Source organism: Corynebacterium jamesii (assembly GCF_046097395.1).
GTDB lineage: Bacteria > Actinomycetota > Actinomycetes > Mycobacteriales > Mycobacteriaceae > Corynebacterium.
This window is the reverse complement of record NZ_CP175789.1, coordinates 460,709-486,158: the sequence shown is the minus strand read 5'-3', so window position 1 is coordinate 486,158 and position 25,450 is coordinate 460,709. Positions and strand designations below refer to the sequence as shown.

Below are 25,450 nucleotides of genomic sequence, written 5' to 3'. Positions count from 1 at the left end.
GAGCGTAACAGGGTTAATCGATAATTCCGCGCTCCCTCGCCACGGCGACGGCAGCTGTCCTGTTTTTTACGTTGAGTTTGGAAAAAACGTGCGCCATGTGGGACTTAACGGTCGCCTCGGTGAGGATCAGCTCCCTCGCGATCGCGCGGTTGGACTTCCCCCGGCTGACGAGAGTCAGGACCTCTTGTTCACGATTGGTCAGCGATTCGAAGGGGTTGGCCAGCCGGCCGCGCAGCTTGCCCATAATGTTCTTGTTCATCACCGTCTGCCCACGGGCGGCCTGGCGGATACCCTCGGCCAGTTCCTCGGGGGCGCAGTCCTTGAGGAGGTAGCCAACCGCGCCGGCGGAGATGGCGCCCAACACGTCGCTGTCCGTGGAATAGTTCGTCAGGATCAAAACCTCCGGAGCGGGCCTGCGCTTGCGGATAGCGCGGGTGGCACGCACTCCCCCGGACTCGGCGCCCTCGCTGCCGGGGCCTTCGCCGAAGCGCAGGTCCATCAGCACCACGTCGGGCTGCTCGGCGGCGCAGATGGTGACGGCGCGGTCGGGGTCGCCTACGGAGGCCACGATCTCCACGTCGCCCGTGCCACGCAGCATCGCCTCGATCCCGGCGCGCACAACAGGGTGATCGTCACAGATTAGCACTCGAAGAAGGCTTGGCATGGTGCGCTCCTAACGGATCGGTACCTGAATAGACACGCCACAGCCGGAGTCCGGGGCGCTTTCCACATGCATTGTCGCACCGATCAGATTAGCGCGGCGGCGGACTCCCGCCAGCCCGACGGGCGACAGGCTCAACTTGTCGGCGGCGATCTTACGCACCTGTTCTTCGTCCATGCCGCGACCGTTGTCTACCACGTCAAGGATCAGCATGTCTTGGCTGTAGGTCAGGGTGACCCGGGCACGGGTGGCCGCAGAGTGCTTCACCACGTTCGAAACCAACGATTGAGCGATGCGGGTGAGTTCCTGCTCCACCTTCTCGTCCAGGTCGTAGGGCTCGCCTTCGACTTCGAAGCTCAAGGCCTCGCCCAACGGAGTGCCGGAGCTCACGCGGGCTAAGGAGATGGGCAGGTCGCCACCGACCAGCGGGCCGGGCTGCAGGGCGGCGATGATGCGCCGGGTTTCCGCTAGGTTGTCCTCGGCGGTGGTACGGGCCAGGCGTAGGTCCTCGAGGATCTCGGGGTCGTCCACGCGCTTCTCCACAGCCTGCAGGATCATATGGATGGAACTTAGGCCCTGCGCGACCGTGTCGTGGATCTCCCCGGCCAGGCGCGTGCGCTCGTTCATCTCGCCTGCGTGGCGGCTGGCAGTCTCGCGGGCGCTGGCCTCGTCGCGAAGCTCCTTGAAGCCCACGCCCACGACGGTTGCCACCACTGCAGCGACGATCGGCCCCAAAGCTTCGCCGCTTTGGTAGATCGAAAGCACCGTTACCACCGTGTTGCACACGATCGCCGGCCACAGGGGCAGCACGCCGACGCACAGGAAGAACAGCGCGAACGCCATAAAGGCCGCGCTCGGGGCTACGAGCAGCAGGCAGGCCCACGCGGAGATGACCAGTGTGAGCCATAGCCAGGTGGGGCGCAGCCACAGGCCCATGACGTAGATGAAGCACACGGCCGCGGCGTTCCACGACCATCCATCGCGGATGATGGTCACAGCCATCAGGAGTGCCATCAGCAGGTGCAGGCCTATTCCCAGGTAGGCCCAGGCGCGATTCAGTGCGACGACTTTGGTGGATTTGGCATGGTGAATCATTTGTCCCTAAGTCTAGCGGCCACGGGGTGCCATTCACCTCCGCCTAAAGTATGAGCCGAAGACTACTCCTTAGCCCGATGTGTTCCTTCTATAACGCGCGAAGAATAGGAGCCATGCTAAGTAATAAGTCGTTAACCCCGGTACGGGGATTCATGTTCCAGGGCATTCGCGAATTGCGCGTTTCCCGTGACAAGACGGCGCTCATCATTACCACCGTCCTGCTGATCACCGCTATGGTCACGCTGCTGAGCTCCCTGTCTGCGGGCCTGAGCTTCCAGTCCGCCTCCGGCCTACAGCACAAGGTCGGAAGCGACCGTCAACTCGTGCTGAACGATGCCGGCGGCACTGTGTCCCTCAACACTGGTTCTCTTACTGACGCCCAATTGAGCGAGGTCGAGAGCCGTGGCGGAGAGGTCGTCACGATGGCCCGCTCGAAGGATGCGGAGGGTCAGGCCTTCATCGCGATGTCCTACGAAGGCGACAAGCCCAGCGAGGACCTCTACCTCGAGCACCAGCCCATCCACTGGATGAGCACCGAAGAGGTAGAAAAGCTGCCCGGAGCCTCCGCCTTCGGCGTGGTTGCCGAAGATGCCGAGCCGATCGACGGCGCCATCATGCTGCAGGGCAAGGATGCCCTGGAGGCCAGCGCCTCCTACAAGGGCGAGCAGTCTTCCCTGAACCTCATGATCGTGCTGCTGTACGTCATCTCCGCTCTGGTGCTGGGAGCGTTCTTCACTGTGTGGACAATGCAGCGTCTGCGCGGCGTGGCAATCACCGTCGCACTGGGCGGCACCCGCTCCAGCATCCTGAGCGACGCGGTCGGCCAGGCTCTGGTCGTCCTTGTGGTCGGCATAGCCGCGGGCACCCTGCTGACCGTCGGCGTCGGCGGGTTCATGGAAGGTATCCCCATGGACGTCTCCCCCAGCACCACCCTCATCCCGGCAGTCATCCTGCTGGCCGCAGGTCTGCTCGGCGCGGGCCTGTCCATCATCCCCGTATTGAAGGTCGATCCGCGAAAGGCAATGAACTCATGATCTCCCCCGCACTCGAAGTAAAGAACATCAGCCTCGAGATCACTGACGGCACCACCAAGCGTAACCTGCTGACGGACGTCTCCTTCAACGCGAACCCCGGCGAGGTCGTCGGCATCACCGGCCCCTCCGGCTCCGGTAAGTCCACCCTGCTGGCCATCATCGGCTGCCTGGAGACCGCCACCTCCGGCTCCGCCGTCCTCCACGGAGAAAACACGCTGGAACTCGGCACTGTCACCGGGCGCCGGGCCGCGGCGATTCGCCGTAACCACCTCGGCATCGTGTTCCAGCAGCCGAATCTGCTGCCGGCGCTGACGGCCAAGGAACAGCTCATGGTGATGAGCCGCCTCGATAGGCCATTCGGTATTGGCGGAAAAGCGTGGCGTCAAAAAGAAGAGAAGGCCGAGTACCTACTCAAGGAAGTGGGCCTGGAACGGCGCGAAGGCGCGAAGGTCTCCGAACTTTCCGGTGGCCAGCAGGCGCGCGTGAACCTGGCGCGCGCACTGATGAACGACCCACGGCTGCTGCTGGTCGACGAACCAACCGCAGCACTGGATACCGCCAACGCGCAGCGTGTGACGGAACTGATCGTGGATCTGGCGCGCGAGCGCAACACCCCCGTGCTCTACGTCAGCCACGACCAGGAGCAGCTGGCCACGCTGGACCGCCGCATTGAGTTGGTGGACGGCAAGGTCACCGAGGCCGACCTCGTTACTACTTAGTTACGCGCACATCGGCCTTCTGGCCCTCGACGGCCTCTAGCCCCTCCTCGTCGGCGATGCGCATAGCTTCCTCGATGAGGGTCTCCACAATCTGATCCTCGGGCACGGTCTTGATGACCTCGCCCTTGACAAAGATCTGGCCCTTGCCGTTACCAGAGGCCACGCCCAGGTCGGCATCTCGAGCTTCGCCCGGGCCATTCACCACGCAGCCCATGACGGCTACACGCAGCGGAAACTCCATGCCCTCCAGACCCGCGGTGACTTCGTCGGCCAATTTGTACACATCCACCTGCGCGCGGCCGCAGGACGGGCACGACACAATCTCGAGCTTACGGGGGCGCAGGTTCAGCGACTGCAGAATCTGGTCGCCCACCTTGATCTCCTCCACCGGATCGGCGGACAGGGAGACCCGGATCGTGTCTCCAATGCCCTCGGCCAGCAGTGCACCGAACGCCACGGAGGACTTGATGGTGCCCTGGAAGGCCGGCCCCGCCTCCGTCACACCGAGGTGCAGCGGGTAATCCGACTGGGCGGCGAGCTGGCGGTACGCCTCCACCATCACGACCGGGTCGTTGTGCTTCACCGAAATGGCGATATCGCCGTAGCCGTGTTCCTCGAAGAGGCTGGCTTCCCACAGGGCGGACTCGACCAGCGCCTCGGGCGTGGCCTTTCCGTACTTCTCCATGATGCGCTTATCAAGGGAACCTGCGTTAACACCGATGCGGATCGGAATGCCCGCATCCCCGGCTGCCTTCGCAACTTCCTTGACGCGGCCGTCGAACTCCTTGATGTTGCCGGGATTCACGCGCACGGCGGCGCAACCCGCGTCGATAGCGCTGAAGATGTACTTCGGCTGGAAATGAATGTCTGCGATCACGGGGATCGGGGACTTCTTGGCGATGGCGGGCAGGGCCTCGGCATCGACAGTTTTCGGGCAGGCGACGCGGACGATGTCACAGCCAGAGGCAGTCAGCTGGGCGATCTGCTGCAACGTCGCGTTAACGTCGTGCGTCTTCGTGGTCGTCATGGACTGCACGGAGATCGGGTGATCGCTGCCAACTCCTACGCCGCCGACCATCAGCTGGCGGGTCTTGCGCCGCGGTGCCAATACCGGAGGCGGGCCGTCGGGAATACCCAGGGAAATACCAGACATGGGCGAGGACAACCTTTCAGTCGTGAATGTCGTAGAACTTCCACCAATCCTACAGCGAAGAACTAGAAGATCCGGATCGGGTTTACTACGTCTGCGACGATAACGATGATGCCAAAGATCAGCAGCACCGCTGTCGCCGCATAGGTCAGGGGCATCAGCTTGGTGTAGTCGGCAGGCCCGCCCGGCTGCTTGCCGCGCAGGCGGCGGAAGAAGTCGCGGATTTTTTCGTAGATCACCACGGCGATGTGCCCGCCATCCAGGGGCGGTAGTGGTACTAAGTTAAACGCCGCGAGGAATAGGTTCAGGCTGGCCAACGTCATGAGGAAGCTCATCCACTGCTGATACTGCACCAGCTCGCCGCCCACGCGGGAGGCGCCGACAACACTCATCGGCGAGTCGTCGGCACGATGGCCGCCGAAGATGGACGCAACCACACCGGGCACGCGCTGTGGCAGTTCAATGAGCCCATGGAAGGTGTCGTTAACCATGCCCCCGGTGAAAGAGAGCGTGCCGCCAACGGCGGTGGCGGGGTTGTACTGGTTGAGGACGAAGTCGGGGCGCTTGGCGCGGATACCGACGGCGCCGGAGATCATGGTGTTGCCCGCGGAGTTTAGCCGCTCGACCAGCTCGATCTGCAGATCGATGTCTTGGTGCTGACCGTCGCGATCCACCACGGCCGGCACGGTAATGCGGTCGCCGACCTGCTTGCCATCGTCGGTGGCGTGCTCAGCCTCGGCAGCGATGGCCTTGGTGAAGGCTCGGAAGTCTTCGGTCTCTTCGCCGTTGACGGAAAGGAAGGTATCGCCGGTCCGGACGCCCGATTCCGCCGCCGGGCCATCGCCCGTGCACGTGGCTAGCGTGCCGTCAGCATTTTGCTTAGCCGGGGCGCACTGGGTGGATTCGACGGTGGGGGTAAAGACCACGCCGCGATCCGGCAGCCCCCAGGCCAGAGCCACGGCATACAGGATGCCGAGGGCCAGCACGATGTTCATGATGATGCCGCCGAGCATGACGAAGATGCGGCGGTGCGCTGGCTTGTCGTACATGGCATGCGGGCGCTCTTCGTCTGTCATCTCGTCTAGCTTCGTCATGCCGGCGATGTCGCAGAAGCCACCGAGCGGCACGCCCTTGAGCCCGTACTCGGTGTGACCTTTGCGGAAGCTAAAGATCGTCGGGCCAAAACCGATGAAATAGCGCCGAACTCGCATGCCCGACATGCGAGCTGCAATCAGGTGCCCGGCCTCATGCAGGGCAATAGACACGGCGATACCTAGGGCGAAGAGAAGAACCCCTAGTCCGAAAGCCACGCGGCCATCCTTTCATGCGCCTTTGCACGGGCTTCGCGCTCCGCCGCCAGCACGTCCTCCAGGTTGTTGGGTTCGGCGGATAGGTGTTGGCAGGCCTTCATGGTTGCCGCGACCGTATCCACAATGCGGGGGAAACTGAGCCTGCCGTTAAGAAATTCGACGGCTGCTTCCTCGTTCGCAGCATTATAGACCGCGGGCATCGTGCCGCCAGCAGTGACTGCCTGGCGCGCCAGATCCACAGCTGGAAAGACCTCATTATCCAGAGGTTCGAAGTGCCAGTCGGTGGCCCCGGAGAAGTCCAGCTTAGGTTGCGCATCTGCGATGCGGTCCGGCCAGCCGAGCGCCAGGGAAATAGGAAGCTTCATGGAAGGTGGAGAAGCCTGAGCAATTGTCGCGCCGTCGATGAAAGTCACCATCGAGTGGACGATCGACTGCGGGTGGACGGTCACCTCGATCTTCTCGGCAGGGATGCCGAAGAGCAGGCTAGCCTCGATCAACTCTAACCCCTTGTTCACCATGGTCGCGGAGTTCAGAGTGTTCATCTGCCCCATGGACCACGTCGGGTGATTGGCGGCCTGCAGCGGAGTGACGTCTTCCAGCTGCGCGCGGCTATAACCCCGGAACGGACCACCAGAGGCGGTGAGTACCAGCGAATCTACCTCGTCCACGCGCCCGGAACGCAAGCACTGGGCCATCGCTGAGTGTTCGGAGTCTACAGGGATCAGCTGCCCCTCGCTGGAGGCCTTCAACACGAGTTGTCCACCCGCCACGAGGGATTCCTTATTGGCCAAAGCGAGCTTCGCCTTCGTCTGCAGAGTGGCCAGCGTCGCGTCGAGCCCCAGCGAGCCGACCAGCGCGTTAAGGATGACGTCGTTCTCCGTCAACTCCGGGCCGATGGCCTCCACCAGCTCGCGGGCCGAATCCTTGCCGCGAATACAACGGCCGCCACCGCCGGTTTCTTGGTCAAGCATTTCCGCCGTGCGTTCGGAGGCCACGGCCACGCGCTCTAGTTTCAGACCGAAATCACGGGCCTGCTGTGCCAGCAGCTCGGGCTTAGAGCCGTGCGCAGAGATGCCGACGAGCTCGAAGCGCTCCGGGTTGTCCGCCATCACCTCCAGCGCTTGCGTGCCGATGGATCCGGTGCTGCCTAGGACTACTACTCGCGTTTTCACGCGGCCTATTCTATTTCTTTTCTTTAGGACGCCCCCCTTCTCCACACCTAAATTGGGTACTTTCCTGCCCGTCTGCGCGCGCGGATGGGGAAAAACTGGCGGCGATGTGTCAAAATACGGGGGATAGAATTCTTTTTGACCTTCAGGAGGAAACGGTGGCGCACCACTCTAAGGAAGCTGAAGTTTACAACGGCGTATCCACCGCGGACGTACCGTCTGCGGCGTGGGGCTGGAGCGAGCTTCCGCGCAGCGGAGTTATTTCCGCCGGTGTTATCGGCGGCCTGTTCTTGCTGGGCATGCTGTTCGGCAACCACAAGGGCAACGTTGAGAACGTCTGGCTGATCGTACTGGCAGTCGTGGTCTTCCTCGGTGTTGGCCTGTGGGTGGCTCGCCCTACCCTCAAGAACCGCACGACCGTTACCGCGCGCAACAAGCCGGAGGGTCACGTGGAGCCGGTCTGGTCCGCTGACCAGCTGAACCTGACGGGTGCTTACGCTGACCTGAGCGATGACGAGCTGCGCACCCAGAACATCGACCCGGCAACGCTGCACCGCTAGTTTTAACCACTAGCTCTTAACTCAAAATCTCTCATCGCTCTTCTGCCGCCAGCTGGCCGCAGGCCGCGGCGATCTCCTGCCCCTTCGTATCGCGCACCGTGCACGGCACGCCCTGGGCCTCCACGCGCCGGACGAACTCATCCTGGCGCGCCTTTGGGGATGCATCCCACTTGGAACCGGGGGTCGGGTTCAGCGGGATCACGTTCACGTGCACCTTTGTCCCCAGTGCACCGCGCAGCTTTTTGCCCAGCAGATCCGCGCGCCAGTCCTGATCGTTCATGTCGCGGATCAGAGCATACTCGATAGAAACTCGGCGGCCGGAAGTATCCGCATAGTATCGCGCGGCATCCAGCACCTCCTCCACCGACCAGCGGTTGTTTACGGGAACCAGCTCGTCGCGCAGCTCGTCGTCGGGCGTGTGCAGGGATACTGCCAGGCGGACCTTCATCTCCTCATCTGCCAGTTTGCGGATCGCCGGAGCCAGTCCGACCGTGGAAACGGTGATGTTGCGCTGAGAGATGCCGAAGCCGTCCGGGGCGGGGGCAGAGACCTTGCGGATCGTTTCCACCACTCGTTTGTAGTTGGCCAGCGGCTCGCCCATGCCCATGAAAACGATGTTAGACAGTCGGCCGTCCTCTTCCTGCATCACGCTGGCGGCTGCGCGGGCTTGCTCCACCATCTCGCCGACGGACAGGTTGCGGTCCAACCCGCCCTGGCCGGTAGCGCAGAACGGGCAGGCCATGCCGCAGCCGGCCTGGGAGGAAATACACAGGGTGGCACGGCCCGGGTAGCGCATCAGCACGCTCTCCAGCATGGTGCCGTCGTGCAGGCGCCACAGGGTCTTGCGGGTCTCCCCGTCATCTGCCTCCATGTTGCGCATCGGGTGCATCAGCTCGGGGAATAGTGCCTCCTTCACCGCTGCGCGTTTGGATTCGGGCAGATCCGTCATCTCCATCGGGTCGCCCTGTAGGCGCCCGTAGTATTGACGCCTAATCTGATCCGCCCGGAACTTCGGCAAGCCGAGTTCCTGCACGTGCTGCTTGAGGGTCTCCTCATCCAAATCCGCCATGTGTACCGGCGGCATGCCCCTTTTCGGTGCTGCGAACTGAAGTTTTACTGGTGTAGCCATGATGCGCCCATTATTGCACGTACCGGGGGTAACCCTCACATCGCGAAAATCTGAACCCCACCAAGTTTTGCCGTTGAATGGTAGGTATGAACGACAACATCAATCGTCAGCCCGCCCCGAAGCCGGCCACTCCCCAACCCCAGCCGATCAATCAGCAACCCCCAAAGCCTGTCGCTGGAACGCCGTCTCAGAATCAGGCGTCCACAAATAACAACTCTACAAATACCAACATCGACCCGGTGTACAAGCAAGAGCACCGCGAGGTAAAGAAGTCGCTGGCGGGCGCGACATGGGTCGGCCTCATCGTCGGCGTGCTACTGCTGATCGTGCTGCTGGTGTTCATTTTGCAGAATCAGGAGTCTGCAGAGCTGCAGCTGTTCGCGTGGACGATGACCTTCCCGATTGGTGTGGGCATGCTGATCGCCGCGATCGTCGGTGCGCTAATTATGGCGCTGGTCGGTGGCGTGCGCATTGTGCAATTGCGCAAGCAGGTCACGCAGTAGCCACACGCCAGCTACACGCCGCTGAGCATATTCAGCACGACCCAGGTAATCATCGCCGACGGCAACATGCCGTCCAGGCGATCCATCAGGCCACCGTGGCCCGGCAGCATGCCCGACATGTCCTTGATGCCTAGGTCGCGCTTGAACTGCGACTCCACCAGGTCTCCGAGGGTCGCGCAGCAGGCCAGGCCCGGCCCCAGCAGCAGGCCGACCCAGAACGGGCCGGACAGCAGCAGTGTCACGCAGGCCACGCCGATGGCGGTGGATAGGATCAGGGAGCCCACGAATCCTTCCCAGGACTTCTTCGGGCTCACCGCGGGCGCCATCGGATGCGAACCGAAAAGCACGCCCGCGATGTATCCGCCCACGTCGGAACCGACCACGCACAGCATGAACGTGACGATGAAAGCCCAGCCGTCGATGTGGTCGCGCTGCATACGCGAAAGCATGGCGGCAAAGCTGCCGAACAGTGGGATCCACGTCAGCACGAAAATGCCGACCGCCGTATCCCGCAGGTAATTATGCGGCGGCGAAGATCGCCCGTGGTGGAACAGGCGCGTGACCATCAGTAACAGCACGCTGATGACGAATCCCGCAAGCGCACCCGTCGGGCCGAAGGGCCACGAAAGCCATACAATAACCTGCGCACCCAAGAAGAGGACTGGCAGGTTCAGCACGTACCCGCCCTCGTATAGCCGGCGCCACACCTCATAGACGGCCAACGACAGCGCCAGAGCCACCAGCGGATACCACGCGAAAGGCGTGAAGAGCCCCGCGATGGCGATAGCCCCCAGGGATACACCGACGACGATGGCCTGCTTTAGGTCACGGCCAGGACCGTTCTTGGGTTTCGGGCGAGCAGCGATAGAACTTCGGCCTTTCGTACGCGGGGGCTGAGGGATACCGGCCTCTCGAGTTAAACCTCGAGCAGCTCCTTCTCCTTGGCCTCGACCAGGGAATCAACCTGCTCGACGTAGTTGTGAGTAATCTTCTCCAGGTCCTTCTCCGCCGCGCGAACCTCATCCTCGCCAGCTTCGCCGTCCTTTTGAATCTTGCCCAGCTGCTCCATGCCCTTGCGGCGGATGTTGCGGATGGCAATTTTCGCGTCCTCGCCCTTGGACTTAGCCATCTTGACCATTTCCTTACGGCGCTCCTCGGTAAGCTGCGGGATGGTTACGCGCAGCACCTGGCCGTCGTTGGTCGGGTTTACGCCCAGGTCGGAGTTGCGGATAGCGTTCTCGATCGCTTCCATCGTGGACTGCTCGTAGGGCTTGATCAGCAGCATGCGGGGCTCCGGAACGCTGATGGTCGCCATCTGGGTGATGGGGGTGGGAACTCCGTAGTACTCGGCTACAACGCCGTTGAACATAGACGGGTTCGCGCGACCGGTGCGGATGGTCGTCAGGTCTTCGCGAGCGTGCTCCACAGAGCTGGTCATGCGCTCTTCGGACTCAAGCAGAATATCGTCAATCATGTTTAAGAATTTACCAGCCTATGGTGGGGAAAGTGTTGAGGTGTCGGGTCGTGTTAGCGCGTTAGCGACTGCTGACGTTGCCATCGACCAGGGTGCCGATGCGCTCGCCGGCGATTGCACGGGCAATGTTGCCCTCAGTGAGCAGGTTGAACACCAGGATCGGCATCTTGTTGTCCATGCACAGGGAAAACGCGGTGGCGTCTGCCACCTTGAGGCCCTTCTCGATAACTTCCCACGGGGTGATCTCGTGGAACAGCTCCGCGTCCGGGTTGGTGCGCGGGTCGTCGCTGTACACACCGTCGACGGCCTTAGCCATCAGCAGTACCTCGCAGCCGATTTCCAGGGCGCGCTGGGCGGCCGTGGTGTCCGTGGAGAAGTACGGCATACCCATGCCCGCGCCGAAGATAACAACGCGCCCCTTCTCCAAGTGACGAGAGGCACGCAAAGGTAGGTATGGCTCAGCAACCTGCGTCATCTGGATGGCAGTCTGCACGCGGCAGTCCACGCCTTCCTGCTCCAGGAAGTCCTGCAGAGCCAGGCAGTTCATCACCGTGCCGAGCATGCCCATGTAGTCGGAACGGGAACGATCCAGGCCTCGCTGCTGCAGCTGGGCACCGCGGAAGAAGTTGCCGCCGCCGATAACCACAGCGACCTCTACTCCAGACTTGGACACCTCTGCGATCTGGCGGGCGACGTTCTGCACAACGTCGGGGTCGATGCCGACCTTGCCTCCACCGAACATCTCACCCCCCAGCTTCAACATAACGCGCTTGTAGCCTTCGCGGTTTTCGGCTGTAGACACCGGGGATACTCCTTGTTCGAGGTTGTTGACACTGACCGTCATAGTACCCCACCTATAGATAGAAAAAGGCCCCGGCACCCTCGCGGGCCGGGGACCTTAACTACTTGGCCTTAAGCCTGGCCAACCTCGAAGCGCTTGAAGCCCTTCAGGGTCACGCCAGCCTCGTCCATGACCTGCTTGACGGTCTTCTTGGACTCAGTGACGGACGGCTGATCCAGCAGGCAGACATCCTTGAAGTAGCCCTTCAGGCGACCCTCGATGATGTTCGGCAGAGCCTTCTCCGGCTTGCCCTCCTCACGAGCGGTAGCCTCGGCGATCTCGCGCTCCTTGGCGACGGTCTCGGCCGGAACTTCGTCGTTGCTCAGGAACTTAGCCTTCAGAGCGGCAACCTGCATAGCGGCAGCCTTCGCTGCGCCCTCGTCATCGCCCTCGTAGGAAACCAGTACGCCGACTGCCGGCGGCAGGTCGGCGGAACGGTGGTGCATGTAGACGGCAACCTTGTCACCCTCGATGGTGGTGGCGCGCTTCAGCTCCAGCTTCTCGCCAATCTTTGCGGACAGCTGCTGCAGAGCGTCCACAGCCTTCTGGCCATCCACCTCGACCGCCTCGAGCTCTTCGCGGGAGTTTGCCTTGGCCTCAGCAGCTGCGGCTGCAACCTTGTCGGCGAACTCAATGAACTCGGAGTTCTTGGCGACGAAGTCGGTCTCAGCGTTGACCTCGATCATGGTGTTGCCGGAAACGGCGATCAGGCCCTCAGACGCAGAGCGCTCTGCGCGCTTGCCGACGTCCTTGGCGCCCTTGATGCGCAGGATCTCGATAGCCTTGTCGAAGTCGCCAGCGGCTTCTTCCAGGGCCTTCTTGCAGTCCATCATGCCGGCGCCGGTGATCTCACGGAGCTTCTTAACGTCTGCAGCGGTGTAGTTCGCCATGTGGGGCGATCCTCCTTCTGGTGGAAGTGTTAATAGTGGCTGAAATAACAGTATTTAAATTCAGTCCTGGTTTCCCAGCCTAGGTTACAAGTAACGCCCACGCCCGTCGGACACGGGTCTTAAACTGTGTCCCATACGGGGGTGGGCGCTATACGCTGACTTTAAGGCAGCTTATGCCTCGGCGGACTCGGTGTTCTCAGCCTCGGACTTTGCCTCAGCCGGAGCCTCGGTCTTTTCAGCATCGCCGGCAGCTTCCTTGGCAGCAGCCTCCTGGCGCTCTGCGCGAGCCTGGCGACCAGCCTCAACAGCGGAGGAGATGATGCTGGTCAGCAGGTTTGCAGAGCGGATTGCGTCATCGTTGCCCGGGATCGGGTAGTCGACGACGTCCGGGTCACAGTTGGTATCCAGGATTGCGACGACCGGAATGTTCAGCTTCTGTGCCTCGGAGACAGCGATGTGCTCCTTGTTGGTGTCAACGATCCACAGTGCGGACGGGGTCTTGGTCATGTCCGCGATACCGCCCAGAACGCGCTCCAGCTTGTTGCGCTCGCGGGTCAGCATCAGAACTTCCTTCTTGGTACGGCCCTTGTAGCCGTCCTCAGCCGCGTCCATTGCCTGCAGCTCCTTCAGGCGGTGCAGACGCTTAGCAACGGTCTGGAAATTGGTGAGCATGCCGCCGAGCCAGCGGTGGTTGACGTAGGGCATGCCCACGCGCTCAGCTTCGTTAGCAACTGCTTCCTGAGCCTGCTTCTTGGTGCCGACGTACAGGATGTTGCCGCCGTGAGCGACAGTCTCCTTGACGAACTCGTATGCCTCGTCAATGTAGGTCAGGGTCTGCTGCAGGTCGATGATGTAGATGCCGTTGCGGTCGGTGAAGATGAAGCGCTTCATCTTCGGGTTCCAACGACGGGTCTGGTGACCGAAGTGGACACCAGCGTCCAGCAGCTCGCGCATAGTAACAACAGCCATGGTGTTACAGGGGCGGATCTTTTCTCGCCGGCCTTGCGGTCAGCGCCGCCCCTTCCTCGCTTTCAAAGTTTGGGGTTTGACGGTTTTCTTCACGATGCACTCGACACCCACTGTACGTGCGTGGCTTATGCACCGTCCTGGCAGATAGTCCCCCGATGTAGCTGTGGCTCGCCATGTTCGCCCGCCGTATTAGCGGGACCGTGCTGGTGAGCCATTGTGTGGGGTGCGAATTATCTACGCGTAGTCAGTAGCCTTGCTTCGCCTCGCGGTCTTCGCGAAACCGCGTGCACATCATCGAGCGGTGCAGAGACGAATCCGGACATACTGCGACTGCTACCCTACCCCCATTCGCGCTGCTGAAACAAGTCAGCCACTGCGCGTCGCGCCCGATCTGTGGATAAGTTTTGGTTCTCCACAGCCCGGCTCGTGTGCTCTTTCTTTTTATGGACGCCCCCACGCATCATCTATAACCATGATCCCACGGCTTTACCGCGCCCTGTGTTGCAGTCTCGCACTGATCCTTTTCGTTGCCTCCCCTGCCCTTTCTGCACCGGATACTTCGCAGATCGTTCGCTCCCACCGCCTACCCACGGCGCCAGGCACCCAGGTGATCCGCGCCGCGGATATTCCCGAGGCCGTCTGGCAGCCGGGCCACCGCGGCGTAGACTTGCAGGCCTCCCCTGGTCAGATGATCGTTGCCAGCAGGGGCGGCACCGTTGCCTTCGCGGGAGTGGTGGCGGGCACACCGGTGGTATCCATCAGCCATTCGGATGGAATCCGCACTACGTACGAGCCGGTGTTGGCGCGCGTTCGCGCGGGCCAGCGGGTTAAGCGGGGCGAGGCCATCGGCGTTTTGGCCGATGCCGCCTCACTGCCGGACTATGCGCGCAAATCCCCGGGGCTTTCCTGGGGCGCACGCTTAGAGGGCAAGGGGCGGGTATATATCGACCCGATGACGTTGCTCGGTGGCGTGCACGTCAGGCTCTGGGATGCGCCTGGTTAAAGACTGCCTTCAGCCGCTCGGTGCCCACGTGGGTGTAAATCTGCGTGGTGGACATGTTGGCGTGGCCGAGCAGCTCCTGCACCACGCGCAGGTCCGCCCCGCCCTCGAGGATCGCCGTCGCTGCGGAGTGCCGCAGTCCGTGGGGCGAAAGACGCGGGCCGGGACCGGCCTGCGTCACGCGGTTGACCACGGTGCGTACCTGGCGAGGATCGATACGCTTACCACGCACGCCGACGAAGAGTGCCGAGGTGGCCTGCGCAATCTCGTCACGGACCGCCAGCCACTGCTGCAGGGCGGTGACGACGGTGGCTCCGAAGGGAACCACGCGAGTCTTATTGCCTTTACCCGTTACACGCAGCAGGTTGGTGAAGAAATCGACGTCGTCTACATCGCATCCCGTGAGCTCGGAGACGCGGATGCCCGTTGCGTACAACAGCTCCACCATCGCCCAATCGCGGATAGTTACGGGCTTGTTCTCTGACTTGGCCGAAGCCTCCTCCGGGCGCAGGTCGTCGAGCATGTCGGAAGCCTGGTCGGCGCGCAACACCCGCGGGAGCGTGCGCTGTGGCTTCGGTGCCTTCAGCGCAGCGACTGGGTTGGCCTGCACGAATCCTCGGTGGGCCAGGAAGGCTCCGAAGCCGCGCATGCTAGATGCTAGCCGGGAGAGGCTGGCTCGGCTGGCGCCATTATCCACCGCCCAGCCGAGGACGTCGCGGGCACGGTCGAGGTCGAACTCGTCGATGCGCTCCAGGCCTTCCAGCGCACTGTGCAGGTCCCGTCGGTACGCGCGGATGGTGTTCTCGCTGCGGCCGACGACGTGGCGCAGGTGCTGTTCGTAGTCGTCCAGCGCAGACCACAGCGAAGCCACGGTGCCAGTGGGACGGGAGTTACTCATGTGACCAATCTAGCCGGTCACTCGACCCTAATCCAGCGGTCGACCTCTCTGCGGAGTCGGCCCATCCCCTCCAGGTCTCGCAGACAACGAATCACCGTCCGGGCAGGCAGGCCGGTGGCCTCTACCAACTGAGGTAGCCGACCTTCGGGCCCACGACCGCTGGGCAGACCTGCGGCGTCTATAACCGCGACGTGCTCCCAACTCAACAGTGACGAACGATCCTCCTCGTCGAGCCCCAGCGCCATCTGTTCGCCGAGTGGGCTGAGCTGTTCGATGAGGTCGCGCGCGCTGACGGCCAGCGTGGCCCGCGACGAGCGTATCCGATCCAGGCATCCCAACGAGGCGTGCGAAGTCACAGGACCGGGTACGGCAAAGGTTGGTTTCACAAAGGCCTCGGCCCAGTTCAGGGTATTCAACGCTCCGCTGCGCAGCGGAGCCTCCACCACCAGGGTTGCCTGGCTGAGCGCGGCGGCCAAGCGGTTTCGGGTGAGGAAGCGATGGCGAGCTGGTGGGGTACCCGGTGGGTACTCGCTGATGAGCAGGCCACCGGCGGCCACGATCTGCTCGAACAGGTCCGTGTGTGACTTCGGATAGGAAACGTCCAGGCCGCAGGCCATCACCACAAGAGTCGGTGCCTGCACTTGTAGAGCCGCCCGATGCACGAGAGCGTCGATGCCCAGAGCCCCACCAGAGATGAGGCTGTAGCCTGCGGCAGCGAGGTCGCCCGCGAAAGACGTGGTGACCTGCTCGCCATAGCGCGTAGCGGCGCGGGTTCCTACAACCGTGACGGAGCGGCGCACCGCTGAATCCAGCCGCATCTCGCCGCGTACCCACAGAGCGAACGGGGCGGCGGCCTGGCCACGGACGGAAGCGTCGTGATCCGCGCCGGAGTTGGCCATACGGACGAAGCTAGCGGTCAGTTCCTCCGGCCACTCGTCGTCCTCCGGGGTGACTAACCGCCAGCCCCTGGCGGTAGCGAACTCCACGTCCCCAGCCGGGTCGTGCTTGTAGCGCTGGGAGGTTGCATCAGCCAGCGCGTTGGGCAGGTGGCCACCCCGGCGCCCCAAAGCCGCGGCGACCGCCTGCACCTCCGACGGTCCGGCTTGCTCCCAGCCGTCAGGCCAGAGCATGTTCAACACGTCAGTGCGCGAGGCCTCAACGACCCGACGCACGTAGGCCCACGCAGATAAATTTTTCTGGGTAGTCATCGCTGTGCCTCCGCTAGCTCTCTGTCTGCTCCGAAGAGTTCGACCGCGTCACTAATGTGCCCCAGGTGCGGGGCGTCTGCGCGGTCGAGATCGGCAAGGGTCCAAGCGACCCGGATGGCCCGGTCCACTCCCCGCTGCGTGATAGTGCCGGTGCGCAGCATGTCTTCCAGCAACAAAGAGCTGGAATCATCCACGCCGACCTGACGCAAAATTTTTCCGGGCACCTGCGCGTTGCTGGCCGCGCCCCATCTATGCCGAGCCCGATCCCGGGCCGCGGCCACCCGCTCGGCCACAACAGCGCTGGGCTCCCCCAAATTTTTTAGACCCGCAACTTGCGGTCTACCCGTGGTAGTGGCAAACACGTCCACGCGGTCTCGCAACGGGCCGGATAACTTCGCCTGATACCGGCGCCGTGCACCCGACGGGCAGGTGCAGTCGGTAGGTAGCTCCGCTCCGCACGGACAGGGGTTCGCGGCCAGCACCAGCTGAAAGTCTGCCGGGAAACTAGAGATTCGGTGTGCTCGCATAAGCTCCACACTGCGCAGCTCCATAGGCACGCGCAGACATTCCAGGGAGTCCCGGCGCGCCTCGCTGACCTCATCGAGGAAAAGTACCCCGTGATGGGCCAGACTGACCGCCCCGGGTACGGGCACGCGCCCGCCTCCGATGAGTGCGGCCGGGGTCACGTTGTGATGCGGAGCGATAAATGGGCGCCGCCCTGCCAGCACCTCTGGCAAGTTCCCCTTTGCCCCGGCCAGCGAGTGCACGCTGGCGGCCTCCACCCGCTCGTTATCCGTCATCGGTGGCAGGATCCCCGGTAGTCGCTCGGCCAGCATGGACTTACCGCTGCCCGGCGGGCCCATTAGCAGCAGGTTGTGGCCCCCGGCGGCGGCCACCTCCACAGCTCGTCGCGCGCCGGGCTGGCCCAACACGTCCGCCAAGTCGCCCACTGGCAACGGCGAGGCACGCTCCCCCGGGCACGCCTCCGGCAGCACTCCGCCGCGCAGCCAGTCGATAACACCGCCCAGGCTGCGAGCGGCCAGTACCGTCACTCCTCCATCGACCGCAGCTGCAGCCTCCGCGGCCTCCGACTCATTGCCGACGGGTACCACCACAGTGGAAAAGCCCTCCAGCGCGGCGGCCAGTACCAATGCGAACACCGACTGCACGGGACGGATCTGCCCATCCAATCCCAGCTCCCCCACGAGAACCGCATCGGCCAAGCGCCCGGCCACCAATGCATCGTCCGCTACTGCGGACAGCATGGCACAGACCATCGCCAGGTCGTAGCCCGCCCCTTGTTTCGGCAGTCCGGCGGGCGACAAACTCATCACCGTCCGCGATCCCGGCCAACCCACGCCGGAGTTCTTCAGTGCCGAGCGGATGCGATCCTTCGCCTGCATCACCGCGGTATCCCCCATGCCCACGATCGAAATGCCCGGAAGCCCCCTGCTCACATCGCACTCGACGGTGATCACCGTCCGCCTGGTTCCCTCTAGCGCCATCGACTGCGCATGCCCCACGGCCACCGGTCACCACACCCCCTCGACGTGTTCGCGTACCCCACTCGGCCCCACGTCGATCACATCCACGCGCAGTCCCCCGGAAAAGCGCACCCCCTCGCGATTCTGTTCCAGCCACAGACCCGCCAGCGTGCGAATTCGCCGCAGCTTCCGCGGCCCCACCGCCGCCACACCGCCCCCGTCGGTATCCGCCGTGCGATACTTCACCTCCACGAAAGCCAGGTCGTCCTCGGGCGTCCGCGCCACCAAGTCCAGCTCCCCGTAGCGGGTGTAAAAGTTGCGATCCAGCACCTCATACCCCGCCCGCTGCAAATACTCGACGGCCAGATTCTCCCCCGCGTTGCCCACCGACCGCTTGTTCGCTGCCTTCGCTGGCTCCACTGCGCTTACTTCCCCTCATTTTCTCTACCGGCACCGGCCCCCACGGCCAGCACCTGGTTCATAAGTGTGGGGCATTAACCGCGCAAGGTGGCGTCCACAAAGAAAAGGACACAGGAAAAGCCCAGGGGGCTGTGGATAACCCCTGGGCTGTGAATAACAATAAAAGCGCAGGTCAGTCCGGCAACTGCAGTTCTGGCTTGTCGAGCTCCTCGATATTGACGTCCTTGTAAGTGATCACGCGGACGTAGCGAACGAAGCGGGCGGGGCGGTACATGTCCCACACCCAGGCGTCCGACATGCGGACCTCATAGTAGACCTCTCCGCCGGAGTTGCGGGGGATCAGCTCGACGGCGTTGGCCAGGTAAAAGCGGCGCTCGGTCTCTACAACGTAGGAAAACTGGCTGACCACATCGCGGTACTCGCGGTACATGGACAGCTCGACGTTTGCCTCGTAGTCGTCTAGTTCCTCAGCGCTCACGGACTTACCCTCGATCCTTTCCCTCAAGCCACTGCCGATGCGCAGCGGCCACGTTCTTGTAACTGTAGCGGTGATAAGGGGTGCCACCATGCAGACTCACCGCGTTCATGTGCGCCTTAGTGCCATAGCCCTTGTGACTAGCCAAACCATACCCCGGGAACTCCTCGTCGAGCGTTCGCAACACTCGATCCCTGGAAACCTTCGCCAGCACGCTGGCTGCACTAATGCACTTAGCCATCTGGTCCCCCTTGACGACGGGCAGGTGCGGCATGGGCAAGCCGGGGACCTTGACCGCGTCCGTCAGCACATAGCCTGGCTGCACCTCCAACGCGGCCACCGCCCGCCGCATACCGGAGACGTTGGCGTGTTGGATGCCGAAGCGGTCGATGTCCGCGGCGCTGATATGGATGATCGAGAAAGACACGGCGACGTCCCGAATCACGTCGTACAGCTGCTCGCGGGTCTTCTCCGTCAGCTTCTTCGAGTCAGTCAGCCGGTCCAGTCCGGCACCGTCCAGGTCAGTCGGCAAAATACAGGCGGCTATGGAGATCGGCCCACAACACGCCCCGCGCCCGGCTTCGTCCACGCCCGCTACAGGGCCCAAGCCCGCGGCCTCTAACTCGCGCTCCATCTATCCCTGGATAGGCAGGGAATCCACGCCCCCGATGCGGTTGAACGGCAACAGAATGGTCTCGACCTCACCGACAATGTTCTCCACCGGGATGGTCCCCTGGTGTTCGTCGCCCATGTGTGCGCGGGAATCTAGCGAATTGGTGCGGTTGTCGCCCATCACCCAGACAGCGTCGTCCGGCACAGTGACGGGGCCGAAGTAGTTGCCTTGGCATTCCTCGGACCCCATGGTCGGGTCGATCGGGTTTACAGGCGGGTTCATCGTGTAGGAATCGTCAACTTCCTTACCGTCGACCATGATGCCCGGGTCGCCCTCCTGGCACTGCACGGTCTGCCCACCAGTTGCGATCACCCGCTTAACCAGGGTGTTCTCGTCCGGCGCGACGATGCCGATGGTGGCGCCAAGGTTCTGCAGCCCGCGCACCACATCGTTGCTACTGCGACGGGAGGTGTACTCTTCGTTCCACGATTCTGTACCGACGAACACGATCACGTCGCCCGCGTCGGGCATTTTGTCGCCACGGTAAGCCAGCTTGTTCACGAAGATGCGATCGGGCGTGCAGCCCTGGCAGCCGTGCAGGGTCGGCTCCATCGACTCGGAAGGAATCAGGTACATGCGACCCACGAAGTTATTAAAGGCACCCAGCACCAGCATCGTCACCAGAATGATGATCGGCATCTCGACCCACCATGGGTAGGTCTTTTTCTGCTTCTTCTTTTGTGGCGACGCCCCCTCCTCCGCCTGCGCGGCAGGCTCATTGGGCACGTTAGGGTCGTTGGGTTCCTGTGGATGAGTCACAAGGAAAGAGAATACCAGCGCCCCAAAAAGCAGAAAACCCAGCCACGCAACTGTGACTGGGTTATTAGCACTTAAGGGGTAAGTACTAGCGACGCTCCTTGATGCGCGCTGCCTTGCCGCGACGCTCGCGCAGGTAGTACAGCTTCGCACGGCGAACCTTACCGCGGGACAGAACCTCGATGTGGTCGATGTTCGGGGAGTGAACCGGGAAGGTACGCTCCACACCAATGCCGAAGGAGATCTTGCGAATGGTGAAGGTCTCGCGAATGCCGGAGTTCTGGCGACGGATTACTACGCCGCGGAAAACCTGCAGACGGGACTTGGAGCCCTCGATAACCTTGACGTGAACGTCCAGGGTATCGCCGGCGCGGAACTCGGGAATGTCGTCGCGCAGCTGAGCTGCGTCGACCTTATCAAGAATGTGCATGGATGAAATCCTTTTGCTCGTCTGGATAGAGGATCCTCGCGGCTTTTCGCTTATTAAACGCGCCTACGGGTTCGTACCCACAACAGAAATTAACTTGAGTAGTATGCCATCGGCTAGCGGCTATTTCCAAATCCCGCGTTCTTCAACGCGGCGGCCATGCTGCCCTGGGGAACCTGATTACGGGGGTTGGACTTCCTTCGGGGGTTGCGCGTATGCCCCGCCGACTTCTGCGACTTGGACCTGCCGTGGGCTTTGGGGGCGTTGGGTTCGTCCTGCAATCGAAGGGAGAGGCCGATGCGGTTACGGGGCACGTCGACGTCGACTACCCGCACCTTGACGACCTCGCCTGAGCTCACGACATCGTGCGGATCCTTGACGAACTGATCACTCATCGCGGAAACATGGACCAGGCCATCCTGGTGCACGCCGATATCTACGAAAGCGCCGAAGGCGGCAACGTTCGTAACGGTGCCTTCCAGCACCATGCCGGGTTGGAGGTCCTTGATCGTCTCGATCCCCTCTGCCAGCGTGGCGGTCTTGAAAGTCGGGCGCGGGTCGCGGCCTGGCTTGTCTAACTCTGCGAGAACATCGGTGACCGTGGGGATGCCGAAGGTATCGTCTGCAAAATCCCCTGCCCGCAGCTTGCCCAGCACGCCAGAGTTTCCCACCAGTTGCGCGACCTCCACGCCGGTGGCATCCACGATGCGGCGCACCAGCGGGTAGGCCTCCGGGTGCACGGCCGAGGCATCCAGGGGGTCAGCTGCTCCGTTAATACGCAGGAAGCCCGCTGCTTGCTCGAAGGCCTTCGGCCCCAGGCGCGGCACCTTCAGCAGCTCCTTGCGGGACTTAAACGCACCGTTTTCGTCGCGGTAGGCCACGATGTTCTCCGCCAGTGTGGGCGTTACACCCGCCACGCGGTTCAGTAGCGGCGCACTCGCGAGGTTCACGTCCACCCCCACGGAGTTCACGGCATCCTCCACCACGGTATCCAGGCCAGCTGCCAGCAGCGCCTGATTCACGTCGTGCTGGTACTGCCCCACGCCAATCGACTTCGGGTCAATCTTCACAAGCTCCGCCAGCGGATCCTGCAGTCGGCGGGCGATAGAGACGGCGCCGCGTAGCGAGACGTCCATGTCCGGGAACTCCTGTGCCGCGACTTCGGAGGCCGAGTACACCGACGCGCCCGCCTCGGAAATCACGACCGTCTGGGGTGTCGTCCCCTCCGCCTGGCCGGCGATCTCCTCAGCCAGCTTCTCCGTCTCCCGGCTGGCGGTTCCGTTGCCGACGGCCAGCAGCTCCACACCGTGCTTGTTCACCAAGGCGCTCAAGATCGTGCGGGCCTTATCCCACTGGCCGGAGTGTGGGTAGACGACGACCGTGTCCAGCACCTTGCCGGTGCCATCGACCACGGCGCACTTCACACCGTTGCGGTAGCCCGGATCCAGTCCCAGTGTTGCGCGGTGACCGGCCGGTGCGGCCAGTAGCAGATCCTTCAGGTTCTTCGAAAACACACTCACGGCGGCTTCGTCGGCCTTCTCCTTCAGCCGCATGCGCACATCCACTGCAGAGCTGACCGCCAGCTTTGTGCGCCAGCCGAAGCGCACGCACTCGGCGCGGAATTTGTCGGCGGCATCGCCCTGGGCAGTCAAACCCGTACGGTCGGCGATGATGCCCTGGTAAAACTCGTCGTCCTCCCCCGGTGCGAAGTTCACGCGCAGCACACCCTCGTTCTCGCCGCGCAGCAGCGCCAGCACCCGGTGGCTGGGCAGATCACCGAAAGGCTCGTTGAACTCGAAGTAATCACGGTACTTCTGGCCTTGCTCCTCCTTGCCCTCAATCACGGCGGATTCGGCACGGCCACGGCTGAAGTATTCCTCGCGGATCTCGCCCACCAAATCTGCGTTGGTGGAGATGTCCTCGACCACGATGGCTCTGGCGCCGGCCATCACCGAGGCGGCGTCTTCAAAACCTTCCTGCACATACCCCTCAGCCAGATCGGGGCTACCACCTGCGAGCAGCTTATCCACCAGTTCGCCCAGACCAGCCTCGCGGGCGATGGCGGCCTTGGTGCGGCGAGACTTCTTAAACGGCAGATAGAGGTCTTCGAGGCGGGCCTTCGTGTCCACGTCCAGAATTTTCTGGCGCAGCTCGTCTGTGAGCTTTCCCTGCTCGTCGATGCTCTTCAAGATTGTTTCCTTGCGCGCTGCCAGCTCGCGCATATACTCCAGACGCTGTTCAAGTTGGCGCAGCTGGCCGTCATCCATACCGCCGGTCACTTCCTTGCGGTAACGGGCGATGAAGGGCACAGTCGCGCCACCGTCGAGCAAATCGATGGTGGCCTGAACCCGGGCGTGTTCCACCCCGAGTTCGCGGGCAATGATGCTAGCGATGCTATCGGTCATTCCCCACATTCTAGAGGGGCTACTGCTTGCCGAAGTCCTCGCCCCATTCGGGCGCATCACTGGTGTATTCGGTCAGATCGTGCTCGCCGCTGAAGCCCTGCTGCATGTGCAGATACTCCAGGTGGCGGTCGAACAAATCCAGCACATTGTTGATCAGCTGAGCGCGGGTGTACCCGAAGACGTCAAAGCCCAGGGAGCCGTTCATGCCGAAGACCTCCAGGCGCACATAGTTCTCACCATTGTCGAGCTTGTCGGACCCGCCCTCGCGAACAGCGAATTCCGGGGTGCTGGAGAGCACCGGGTAGAGCTGGTATCGGAACACCGGAGCCTCGCCGAATACTACAGAGAGATCCAATTGCGGCACCTTGGTGTCGGAGCTGTCGGCAACCAACAACGTGGCGTCGTAATTCCTATCCCGCAACGCCGTGGCAACAGATTCGAGCGCTGGCTTGGCGATCTGCACCACGTAGCGCTGCGCGGTCTGCTCCGACGGCCAGGTAGAGGTGCGGTCGAGGCGGTTCTCCCAGTCCAGGTCGTTGCCGGAGGGCAGGGTGCGCCCGGAGATGGCGGAGTGCAAAGCGACGGCGCGGGAATCCACCTGCGCGGTTTCCATGCGGATCGAACGCACCATGCCAACCATGATGAGGTACACCACCACCATGAAAGGCAGTCCCATGATTAGCGTGGCCATCTGCAGCGTGGCAATGCCACCGACTTGCAGCATGGCAATGGTCAGCACAGCAACGGCCGCGGACCACATCAGGCGCATCCACGGGGCACCATCCTGCTGTGGGTCCTTAGAGATGGAAGAGAACTTGGACATCACCAGCGCGCCGGAATCCGCAGACGTGACGAAGAACAGCAGACCCACGAGGATGGCGATCAACACGATCACGCTTCCGCCCGGCAACCCGTCCAGCAGATTGTAGAAGCCGCGCTCCGGGTTATCGATGGCAGTGTTGAGGAACTGCTCGTCCCCCGACCCCACGGCGCGATCTAAGGCGGTGTTGCCCAGGATAGAAGCCCACAGCGCGACGAAGAGGAAGGGCACGCACAAGGTGCCGATGACGAACTGGCGGAAGGTGCGGCCGCGGGAGATGCGGGCCAGGAACAGGCCGACGAACGGCGCCCAGGCCACCCACCAGGCCCAGAAGAACAGCGTCCAGTTAGCCATCCAGTCCGCGGTGGCGGCGGGGTCTTGGGAGTAGGAGAACGTTTCGAAGGTCCAGCGCGGCAGCCAGGCCAGGTAGTCGCCCATGTTCTTCACTGCAGAGTTCAGCAGCCAGCCGGTGCGGCCGGTAATCAGGACGAACAGTAGCAGTGCGGTGGCGAGGTAGACGTTCGCCTCGCTGAGGCGCTTGATGCCCTTGTCCACACCGGAAACTGCGGAGATCGCTGCGACGCCCACTGCCAGCGCCACCAGGGCGATCTGCATGGCCCGGCCCTCGGGCAGGCCGAACACCATGTTCAAGCCGAAGTTCAGCTGCACCACGCCGATTCCCAAGGACGCGGCCACGCCGAAGATCGTGCCCAGCAGGGCGGCGATATCGACTGCGTCACCGATGGGGCCATGCACGCGCTTGCCGATCAGCGGGTACAGCGCACTGCGGATCGCCAGTGGCATGTTCAGACGGTAGGCGTAGTAGCCAAAGGCCAGCCCCATCAGGGCGTAGAGCGCCCAACCGGAAACACCCCAGTGGAATAAAGTCCAGGCGATGGCTTCGTTGTACGCCTTCTCGGTCATCCCCTCCCCCACCGGCGGGGTGGCATACTGCGCCAGCGGCTCAGCTACTGAATAGAACATCACACCGATGCCGATGCCCGCGGCGAAGAGCATCGCAGACCACGAAAACAGGCTGTACTGGGGTTTGGAGTGGTCAGGTCCAAGGCGGATGCTGCCCGCCTTGGACACTGCGATCCAGACCATGAAGATCAGCGCGATGGCAACGGTGGCTATGTATAGCCAGCCGAGACTCTCCGTGAGCCAAGTGGTGATGCCACCGACGACCGAATCGAAATTATCGCTGGCGATGGCGGCCCAGATAGCGACTGCGATAGTGATGACGGCGGTCACCCCCACCACGGGCCAATTCGCCTTCGGAGGCTCGCCGCTACGGCTGCGGTCGGCACCCGCCGAGTATGTGCCTACGATGGCCCGTGGGCCAGCAGTGAACCTGGATCGCTTCTCGTCCGCCAACTT

General features: G+C 62.8%; 26 protein-coding genes. 5 read left to right on the top strand and 21 right to left on the bottom strand.

The window, feature by feature from the left end; genetic code table 11:
* Positions 1–13 precede the first annotated feature (13 nt).
* Both ACKFRT_RS02200 and ACKFRT_RS02195 read right to left on the bottom strand, forming a co-directional pair.
* Complete coding sequence (locus ACKFRT_RS02200; RefSeq protein ID WP_408925588.1) at positions 14–664, bottom strand: response regulator; 651 nt, start codon at positions 662–664, stop codon at positions 14–16.
* 9 nt (positions 665–673) lie between these two features.
* On the bottom strand, positions 674–1,756 hold the full coding sequence (locus ACKFRT_RS02195; RefSeq protein ID WP_296214025.1) for a sensor histidine kinase: 1,083 nt from the start codon (positions 1,754–1,756) through the stop codon (positions 674–676).
* Between the two features lie 113 nt (positions 1,757–1,869).
* Here ACKFRT_RS02195 and ACKFRT_RS02190 point away from each other — a divergent pair, with 113 nt between their 5' ends.
* Positions 1,870–2,790: an FtsX-like permease family protein gene (locus ACKFRT_RS02190; protein WP_408925587.1), complete on the top strand. Its 921-nt coding sequence runs from the start codon at positions 1,870–1,872 to the stop codon at positions 2,788–2,790.
* On the top strand, positions 2,787–3,509 hold the full coding sequence (locus ACKFRT_RS02185; RefSeq protein ID WP_408925586.1) for an ABC transporter ATP-binding protein: 723 nt from the start codon (positions 2,787–2,789) through the stop codon (positions 3,507–3,509). Before ACKFRT_RS02190 ends, ACKFRT_RS02185 begins: the two co-directional genes overlap by 4 nt.
* Here the strand turns inward: ACKFRT_RS02185 and ispG are convergent.
* The 3 genes from ispG to dxr form a co-directional block, all read right to left on the bottom strand.
* Positions 3,502–4,662 carry a flavodoxin-dependent (E)-4-hydroxy-3-methylbut-2-enyl-diphosphate synthase gene (gene ispG, locus ACKFRT_RS02180; protein WP_296214032.1) on the bottom strand — a complete coding sequence of 387 codons (1,161 nt, stop codon included), beginning with the start codon at positions 4,660–4,662 and terminating at the stop codon, positions 3,502–3,504. The genes ACKFRT_RS02185 and ispG overlap by 8 nt on opposite strands.
* Positions 4,663–4,724: 62 nt before the next feature.
* Positions 4,725–5,969, bottom strand: coding sequence for a M50 family metallopeptidase (locus ACKFRT_RS02175; RefSeq protein WP_408925585.1), 1,245 nt, complete (start codon positions 5,967–5,969; stop codon positions 4,725–4,727).
* On the bottom strand, positions 5,954–7,141 hold the full coding sequence (dxr, locus tag ACKFRT_RS02170; protein ID WP_408925584.1) for a 1-deoxy-D-xylulose-5-phosphate reductoisomerase: 1,188 nt from the start codon (positions 7,139–7,141) through the stop codon (positions 5,954–5,956). Before dxr ends, ACKFRT_RS02175 begins: the two co-directional genes overlap by 16 nt.
* 155 nt (positions 7,142–7,296) lie before the next feature.
* Here dxr and ACKFRT_RS02165 point away from each other — a divergent pair, with 155 nt between their 5' ends.
* Positions 7,297–7,698 (top strand): DUF2631 domain-containing protein, encoded by a 402-nt coding sequence (locus ACKFRT_RS02165; protein ID WP_296214037.1) that lies wholly within the window; start codon positions 7,297–7,299, stop codon positions 7,696–7,698.
* A 31-nt stretch (positions 7,699–7,729) separates the two neighbouring features.
* Here ACKFRT_RS02165 and rlmN read toward each other — a convergent pair whose 3' ends face one another.
* A complete protein-coding gene (gene rlmN / locus ACKFRT_RS02160; RefSeq protein ID WP_408925583.1) occupies positions 7,730–8,827 on the bottom strand; it encodes a 23S rRNA (adenine(2503)-C(2))-methyltransferase RlmN in 1,098 nt (365 codons plus the stop codon).
* 77 nt (positions 8,828–8,904) lie between these two features.
* Here rlmN and ACKFRT_RS02155 point away from each other — a divergent pair, with 77 nt between their 5' ends.
* Entirely contained in the window at positions 8,905–9,330 is a 426-nt protein-coding gene (locus ACKFRT_RS02155) for a lipopolysaccharide assembly LapA domain-containing protein (protein WP_408925582.1), read from the top strand.
* Positions 9,331–9,341: 11 nt separating this feature from the next.
* On the opposite strand, the gene ACKFRT_RS02150 is transcribed toward ACKFRT_RS02155, so the two are convergent.
* The 5 genes from ACKFRT_RS02150 to rpsB all read right to left on the bottom strand — a co-directional run bounded on the left by ACKFRT_RS02150 (position 9,342) and on the right by rpsB (position 13,504).
* Positions 9,342–10,196 (bottom strand): phosphatidate cytidylyltransferase, encoded by an 855-nt coding sequence (locus ACKFRT_RS02150; RefSeq protein WP_408926120.1) that lies wholly within the window; start codon positions 10,194–10,196, stop codon positions 9,342–9,344.
* Between the two features lie 50 nt (positions 10,197–10,246).
* The gene (gene frr, locus ACKFRT_RS02145) at positions 10,247–10,804 is read right to left on the bottom strand and encodes a ribosome recycling factor (RefSeq protein WP_296214046.1); all 558 of its coding nucleotides are present in this window, start codon (positions 10,802–10,804) and stop codon (positions 10,247–10,249) included.
* A 61-nt stretch (positions 10,805–10,865) separates the two neighbouring features.
* Entirely contained in the window at positions 10,866–11,648 is a 783-nt protein-coding gene (gene pyrH / locus ACKFRT_RS02140) for a UMP kinase (RefSeq protein ID WP_408925581.1), read from the bottom strand.
* 68 nt (positions 11,649–11,716) lie between these two features.
* A complete protein-coding gene (tsf, locus tag ACKFRT_RS02135) occupies positions 11,717–12,535 on the bottom strand; it encodes a translation elongation factor Ts (protein ID WP_296214049.1) in 819 nt (272 codons plus the stop codon).
* Between the two features lie 171 nt (positions 12,536–12,706).
* Positions 12,707–13,504 (bottom strand): 30S ribosomal protein S2, encoded by a 798-nt coding sequence (rpsB, locus tag ACKFRT_RS02130; RefSeq protein ID WP_296214052.1) that lies wholly within the window; start codon positions 13,502–13,504, stop codon positions 12,707–12,709.
* A gap of 472 nt (positions 13,505–13,976) precedes the next feature.
* Between rpsB and ACKFRT_RS02125 the strand changes: the two genes are divergently transcribed.
* On the top strand, positions 13,977–14,507 hold the full coding sequence (locus tag ACKFRT_RS02125) for a peptidoglycan DD-metalloendopeptidase family protein (RefSeq protein WP_408925580.1): 531 nt from the start codon (positions 13,977–13,979) through the stop codon (positions 14,505–14,507).
* Here ACKFRT_RS02125 and ACKFRT_RS02120 read toward each other — a convergent pair.
* From ACKFRT_RS02120 to betT, 10 genes are all read right to left on the bottom strand, one after another.
* Positions 14,482–15,402: a tyrosine recombinase XerC gene (locus ACKFRT_RS02120; RefSeq protein WP_408925579.1), complete on the bottom strand. Its 921-nt coding sequence runs from the start codon at positions 15,400–15,402 to the stop codon at positions 14,482–14,484. The genes ACKFRT_RS02125 and ACKFRT_RS02120 overlap by 26 nt on opposite strands.
* A 17-nt stretch (positions 15,403–15,419) precedes the next feature.
* A complete protein-coding gene (gene dprA, locus ACKFRT_RS02115; protein ID WP_408925578.1) occupies positions 15,420–16,610 on the bottom strand; it encodes a DNA-processing protein DprA in 1,191 nt (396 codons plus the stop codon).
* On the bottom strand, positions 16,607–18,139 hold the full coding sequence (locus ACKFRT_RS02110; RefSeq protein WP_296214064.1) for a YifB family Mg chelatase-like AAA ATPase: 1,533 nt from the start codon (positions 18,137–18,139) through the stop codon (positions 16,607–16,609). Before ACKFRT_RS02110 ends, dprA begins: the two co-directional genes overlap by 4 nt.
* Positions 18,140–18,142: 3 nt before the next feature.
* Complete coding sequence (locus ACKFRT_RS02105; protein ID WP_408925577.1) at positions 18,143–18,514, bottom strand: YraN family protein; 372 nt, start codon at positions 18,512–18,514, stop codon at positions 18,143–18,145.
* Between the two features lie 172 nt (positions 18,515–18,686).
* On the bottom strand, positions 18,687–18,992 hold the full coding sequence (locus tag ACKFRT_RS02100) for a DUF2469 domain-containing protein (RefSeq protein ID WP_005295294.1): 306 nt from the start codon (positions 18,990–18,992) through the stop codon (positions 18,687–18,689).
* Positions 18,993–18,996: 4 nt separating this feature from the next.
* A complete protein-coding gene (locus ACKFRT_RS02095) occupies positions 18,997–19,623 on the bottom strand; it encodes a ribonuclease HII (RefSeq protein WP_296214070.1) in 627 nt (208 codons plus the stop codon).
* Complete coding sequence (gene lepB / locus ACKFRT_RS02090) at positions 19,624–20,421, bottom strand: signal peptidase I (protein WP_408925576.1); 798 nt, start codon at positions 20,419–20,421, stop codon at positions 19,624–19,626. It lies immediately after the preceding gene.
* A gap of 85 nt (positions 20,422–20,506) precedes the next feature.
* Positions 20,507–20,848: a 50S ribosomal protein L19 gene (gene rplS / locus ACKFRT_RS02085; protein WP_296214074.1), complete on the bottom strand. Its 342-nt coding sequence runs from the start codon at positions 20,846–20,848 to the stop codon at positions 20,507–20,509.
* Between the two features lie 113 nt (positions 20,849–20,961).
* On the bottom strand, positions 20,962–23,250 hold the full coding sequence (locus ACKFRT_RS02080; RefSeq protein ID WP_408925575.1) for a Tex family protein: 2,289 nt from the start codon (positions 23,248–23,250) through the stop codon (positions 20,962–20,964).
* A 19-nt stretch (positions 23,251–23,269) separates the two neighbouring features.
* Entirely contained in the window at positions 23,270–25,447 is a 2,178-nt protein-coding gene (gene betT, locus ACKFRT_RS02075) for a choline BCCT transporter BetT (protein ID WP_296214081.1), read from the bottom strand.
* Between the last annotated feature and the right edge of the window lie 3 nt (positions 25,448–25,450).

What these genes read in the sequence shown, in the direction of transcription:
- ACKFRT_RS02200 (WP_408925588.1), bottom strand. Translation starts at nt 664, where the DNA reads ATGCCAAGCCTTCTTCGAGTGCTAATCTGTGACGATCACCCTGTTGTG.
- ACKFRT_RS02195 (WP_296214025.1), bottom strand. Translation starts at nt 1,756, where the DNA reads ATGATTCACCATGCCAAATCCACCAAAGTCGTCGCACTGAATCGCGCC.
- ACKFRT_RS02190 (WP_408925587.1), top strand. Translation starts at nt 1,870, where the DNA reads ATGCTAAGTAATAAGTCGTTAACCCCGGTACGGGGATTCATGTTCCAG.
- ACKFRT_RS02185 (WP_408925586.1), top strand. Translation starts at nt 2,787, where the DNA reads ATGATCTCCCCCGCACTCGAAGTAAAGAACATCAGCCTCGAGATCACT.
- ispG (WP_296214032.1), bottom strand. Translation starts at nt 4,662, where the DNA reads ATGTCTGGTATTTCCCTGGGTATTCCCGACGGCCCGCCTCCGGTATTG.
- rlmN (WP_408925583.1), bottom strand. Translation starts at nt 8,827, where the DNA reads ATGGCTACACCAGTAAAACTTCAGTTCGCAGCACCGAAAAGGGGCATG.
- ACKFRT_RS02155 (WP_408925582.1), top strand. Translation starts at nt 8,905, where the DNA reads ATGGTAGGTATGAACGACAACATCAATCGTCAGCCCGCCCCGAAGCCG.
- frr (WP_296214046.1), bottom strand. Translation starts at nt 10,804, where the DNA reads ATGATTGACGATATTCTGCTTGAGTCCGAAGAGCGCATGACCAGCTCT.
- pyrH (WP_408925581.1), bottom strand. Translation starts at nt 11,648, where the DNA reads ATGACGGTCAGTGTCAACAACCTCGAACAAGGAGTATCCCCGGTGTCT.
- tsf (WP_296214049.1), bottom strand. Translation starts at nt 12,535, where the DNA reads ATGGCGAACTACACCGCTGCAGACGTTAAGAAGCTCCGTGAGATCACC.
- rpsB (WP_296214052.1), bottom strand. Translation starts at nt 13,504, where the DNA reads ATGGCTGTTGTTACTATGCGCGAGCTGCTGGACGCTGGTGTCCACTTC.
- ACKFRT_RS02125 (WP_408925580.1), top strand. Translation starts at nt 13,977, where the DNA reads ATGATCCCACGGCTTTACCGCGCCCTGTGTTGCAGTCTCGCACTGATC.
- ACKFRT_RS02120 (WP_408925579.1), bottom strand. Translation starts at nt 15,402, where the DNA reads ATGAGTAACTCCCGTCCCACTGGCACCGTGGCTTCGCTGTGGTCTGCG.
- dprA (WP_408925578.1), bottom strand. Translation starts at nt 16,610, where the DNA reads ATGACTACCCAGAAAAATTTATCTGCGTGGGCCTACGTGCGTCGGGTC.
- ACKFRT_RS02095 (WP_296214070.1), bottom strand. Translation starts at nt 19,623, where the DNA reads ATGGAGCGCGAGTTAGAGGCCGCGGGCTTGGGCCCTGTAGCGGGCGTG.
- rplS (WP_296214074.1), bottom strand. Translation starts at nt 20,848, where the DNA reads ATGCACATTCTTGATAAGGTCGACGCAGCTCAGCTGCGCGACGACATT.
- ACKFRT_RS02080 (WP_408925575.1), bottom strand. Translation starts at nt 23,250, where the DNA reads ATGACCGATAGCATCGCTAGCATCATTGCCCGCGAACTCGGGGTGGAA.